The organism is Curtobacterium sp. NPDC089689 (assembly GCF_044749145.1).
GTDB lineage: Bacteria > Actinomycetota > Actinomycetes > Actinomycetales > Microbacteriaceae > Curtobacterium.
Genome location: NZ_JBIVHJ010000002.1, coordinates 406,708 through 411,339, shown reverse-complemented (window position 1 = coordinate 411,339; position 4,632 = coordinate 406,708). Strand labels below are relative to the sequence as shown.

Sequence of the window (4,632 nt, the reverse complement as noted above, 5' to 3'; positions counted from 1 at the left end):
GGCGGGGGGGGGGGGGGCGGCGCCGGGCCGCGGGGGGGGGGCGGGGGGGGGGGGCGCCCCCCCCCCCCCCGCGCGGCCGCGGGGGCGGGCCCCCCCCCCCCCCCCCCCCCCCGACAGGTGGTGCGTCGGTCAGCCGCGCCCCCGCGCGAAGGCGACCGCCTGCCGGAACGACAGGTCGGGCAGGTACGCCCGCACCACCGCGATGCCGATGGCCGGCAGCGCGACGGGGTCGGGGTAGGCGAGGACGAGCGGGTGCAGTTCGGGGCCGAACTTCTGCTTGAAGCGCAGGAGCGAGCGGAACCCGTACACGGGCTCGAGCACGCCGCCGACGAGCTCGAGGAGGTTCTGCACCCCGTCCGTCGGCGCCTCCGGATCCGAGACCTGCGCGAGCGGCGCGGCGGACAGGCTGAGCCGTTCGACGCCGTCGTCACGCATCTGCTCCGCGGCGCTCGCGACGAGGAACTCCATGACGCCGTTCGGCGCGTGGTCGGTCCGCCGCATCACGTCGAGCGTCCACCCGACGACGCGCCCGTCCCGGTGGCTGGGGAGCCAGCTCGTCACGGCGAGCACCGTGCCCTCGGCGTCCTGCGCGACGAGGGTCCGGACGGCGGGGTCGCGCATCTCGTCGACGCCGCCGAGGGTGAACCCCATCTCGGGGAGTTCCCGCTCGGCGACCCACTCCTCCGAGATCGCCTCGATCTGCCGGACGGTCGGTGTCGGGAGGTCCTGCCAGGACGACCAGGTCGCGGTGATGCCCTCGCGGCGGGCCTTGTTCACCGCGGTCCGGACGTCCTGCTTCTTCTTCCCGCTCGTGGTCCACGTGCGGGGGTCGAAGTCGGCGTCCTCGGCGACCGGCAGCGTGCCCCAGCCCTGCGGCGTGAGGTGCTCCGCGACCTCGGCCTCGATCCCGTAGAACGCAGCGGTCCAGCCGTTGTCGTCGCAGTACCGGGCGAAGTCCGTCAGCGCGCGCTCGCGTGCGTCGGGCCACCCGAACGGACCGCCGACCGTCACCGCGACCGCGCCGTTCCGCCGGAAGGCCACGCCCGCCCGCCCGTCGGCCGCGAACCAGTACTGGTTGCCGAGCCACGTCGTCATCCAGCCGAACGTGTCGCCCCCGCCGGCGAGCAGGAGTGCGCGTGCCCGCTCGCGGTCTGCCCGTGAGCCGTCCGCGTCGGTGTCCGGTTCGACCGCGCCGGTCGGCCGGACCGCGGCGAGCGCGACGACGACCCAGAGCACCGGTCCGCTCAGGCCGACGACGAGTCGGAGCGCGGGGTCGAGCGACGGCAGCCGGTCCCAGAACGACACCGGCGCGAGCGGGCCGAGGGCGGCGAGCGCGAGCCGGACGGGGTCCTCCACGTGGGCCGGCGAGGACGCGGCCACGACCAGCACGATCGTCACGAGCACGAGTGCCGACGCACCGACGGTCACCGCGAAGCCGACGACCCGTCGACGGGACGGCAGCACGGTGAAGGAGCGGCGGAGCAGGACGAGCACGACCGCGGTCGCGAGCGGCACCACGATCGACGCGGCGATCGACACGTCGACGACGAACTGGTCCTCGAAGCCGTGCAGGGCCGTGACGCGCCCCGGCACGAGTCCGTATGTGACGGCGGCGGCCACCCCGGTGACGACGTCGACGACGACGACGAGCCACACCGCGAAGCGGCTGCCGCGGAAGAGCCCGAGGCCGCCGACGAGCAGGACGAGGAGCGGCGCCACGGCGAGGACGAGCGTCCACGGGTCGGTCGCGCGGAACGAGAGCAGTCCGCGGAGGCACTCCCCCGCGACGCCGTCCGCGCGGCACCCGCGCACCGGGCTCACCGGACCGGCACCGACGACCGCGGCGAGCGGGGCGAGCAGTCCGACGCGGGCCCTCGAGACGAGCGCGATGACGGGTCCGACCGCCGAGACGAGGACGGCGGTCCCGAGCAGCACCCGGATCTCCCGGTGGGAGCTGCGGAGCCACCCGGTGCGCTTCGGCGTCCGTCGGAGCAGTTCGCCGAGCACCCAGCCGGCGGCCGCGGCGAGCACGGCGTACAGGTCCGACACGTGGCCGGCGTAGAGGAGCAACGCCGCCACGACGGCGAGGGCGTTCACCCGGATGCGCCGCCGCCAGAGCGTGCCGGCGAACGCGCTCGCGGTGACGATCGTGCCGACGATCGCGGTCCACGGGTCGAACGCCGTGGCGCGGCCGAGCAGGAGGTGCCCGACGTCTCGGCCGTCGGTGTCGACGAAGGCGGTGAGCGCGCCGACCCCGGTCCCGACCACGGTGGTGACGACGAACGCGACGATCGTCCGCCACGGCCCCATCAGCCGTTCCGATGCACCGATCAACACGACCACGCCGGCGATCGTCACGAGGATCGCGACCAGGCCGGTCGACGCGGCGAACACCCGGAACGGGCCGAACGACGCGGGCTGGGCGCCGTGCTGCACGCGGAGCACCACCGCGGCGACGGAGGTGACGAGGACGAGCAGGGCGAGCACCGTGGTGACCGGGTACCGCCGCAGGGTCTGTTGCGCGCGCCGCGGCCACGCTCGGGTCTGCGGGCTCACAGGGCACCGCTCGCGGGGAGACCGAGGTGGGCGATCACCGTCGGGAGTCCGTGCGCGAGGACGTACCGCACGGTGTTCCAGTCGTGCGCGGAGCCGGGCGAGACGATCACCTCGGTCGTGATGCCCACCTTGCGCGCGGCGGCGTCGAGCATCGCGGTCGACCGCCGGTACGGCGCGTCGTCCTGCCCGACGCCGAACACCGTGAGGTGGTCGACGTAGTGCCCGTGCGCCGCCATGAGCGCTGCGGGCGCCGCTGCCCGGTACTTCGCCGCGGAACCGTCGAACGCCACCTTGATGCTGTTCGCGGCGCTCCCGGTCAGTGGTGCGGGCTCGCTCGAGATGGCGAGCGCCGAGCCGAACACGTCGGGGAACTCCGAGGAGAACTGCATCGCGCAGGTCGCCCCCTCGGAGAACCCGGCGACGGCCCACCCCGACGGGGCCGCGGCCACCGGGAGGTGCTTCCGGATCCAGTCGACGGTGTCGGTCATCACGTAGGTCTCGCTCCGGCCGAGGCGACGGGAGTCGACGCACATCGGGTTGCGGTTCGGCGCGCCGAGCTGGTCGGGCGACACCACGATCGGGGCCAGCCCGTCGTGGGCAGCAGCGTAGCGGTCGAGGAAGCGCCCCATGTCGCCCGTCTGGAACAGGTCGGACGGCTCGCCCGGCTGCCCGGAGAGCGCGACGATCACGGGGAGCGTCGGCGGGTGCGCTGTCCGTGCTGCCGGGGGCAACCAGACGACGGCCTTCCGCGCGTGGAAGTGCGACACCGTCGCGGGGATCCGGACGCTGATCGCCTCGCCCTTCGCCGGCATGCCCGCGGGGGCGTGCCACCCAGACGGGTCGAGGGCGGGCCGGGTCGTCGGTCCCGTCGCGAGCACCGGCAGGTCCTTGTAGGGGTAGGGGTTCGTGACGAGCGCCTGCTGGATGTCCTTGTAGAACCCGAAGTCCACGTTGACGCCGAGCCCGGCCGCGAGGACGACCGCTGCCGCTGCCGTGAGCGCGATCACCCGACGCCCCCATCCGCCCTGCACCGCGACCGTGACGAGGAGCGCGACGGCGGCGACCGCGAAGGCCACCCACATCCGGGTGATCGGCGTGAAGGCGACGCCGAACGCGTCCTGCACGTCGCCGAACCACCACACGAGGCCGAGCCCCACGACGGCTCCGACGCCCATGGCGGCGATCCGGACGAGGAACCGCGAGAGCGACCACGGTCGAACGACGAGCGCCCAGAGCACGAGGAGGCCGGCGATGACGTCCACCGGGACGAGGACGTCACTGTCCGTGATCTTGAGGCGCAGGAGTTCGTGAAGCACGTGCCAATCGTGGCCCCGGCCGGCTGCCGACCAGCCGCCGAGCCGCTTCCACTGCTCACAGGATCAGCATCACCACCTTCCAGAGTCCGTCCGGTTCGCTCACAGGTGGACGTCCGGCGGGCAGCGCGGTGCGCCGGGACCACCTCGGAGGTGGTCCCGGCGCGACCGCGGGGTCGCTGGCCCGTCCGGTCAGTGCCGACGACGCAGCGTGAGCACGCCGGCTCCGGCGAGGAGCAGCAGCAGCGCGGCGGTCAGCGGCAGCGTCGGCGACGCCGCGCCCGTGTAGGCCAGGCCCGTCGCGGTGCTCCCGGACGCGGCGGCCGCGGCGGCGGTCACCGCTGCGACCGTGGCCGGCCGGGAGGCGCTGGTCGCCACCGTCACGACGGCTGCGGTCACCGGGACGGTCGCCGTCACGGGCGCCGAACCGGTGGTCGTCCCGGTGCCGGATCCGGGCGTCGTGCCGGTTCCGGTCCCGGTCCCGGTCCCGGGGGTCGCGCCGGTCCCGGGGTCGGTGCCGTCACCCGGGGTCGTGGTCGTGCTGGTGCCGTCACCGATGATGCCGATCCCGTTGCCACCGACCGTGACCGGCAGGCTGATCACCGGCGCGACCTGCGTCCCCGAACCGATGCCGTCCGAACCGTTCGTCGTCCCACCGGCCGACGGGACCGAACCCGTCGAACCCGTGCCGGACGTCGAACCCGAGCTCGTGCCGTCACCGACGACCCCGATCCCGTTCCCACCGACCGTGACCGGCAGGCTG

Annotated in this window: 3 protein-coding genes; all 3 read right to left on the bottom strand. The window is 74.5% G+C overall.

Annotated features, from left to right (window positions below):
• Positions 1-129 precede the first annotated feature (129 nt).
• Positions 130-2,556 carry a bifunctional lysylphosphatidylglycerol flippase/synthetase MprF gene (locus ACIPYW_RS10200; RefSeq protein WP_400413031.1) on the bottom strand — a complete coding sequence of 809 codons (2,427 nt, stop codon included), beginning with the start codon at positions 2,554-2,556 and terminating at the stop codon, positions 130-132.
• Positions 2,553-3,872 carry an alpha/beta hydrolase gene (locus ACIPYW_RS10195; RefSeq protein WP_400413029.1) on the bottom strand — a complete coding sequence of 440 codons (1,320 nt, stop codon included), beginning with the start codon at positions 3,870-3,872 and terminating at the stop codon, positions 2,553-2,555. Before ACIPYW_RS10195 ends, ACIPYW_RS10200 begins: the two co-directional genes overlap by 4 nt.
• A 189-nt stretch (positions 3,873-4,061) precedes the next feature.
• Positions 4,062-4,632 (bottom strand): LPXTG cell wall anchor domain-containing protein (locus tag ACIPYW_RS10190; RefSeq protein ID WP_400413027.1); only part of this gene is annotated, 571 nt, incomplete at its 5' end.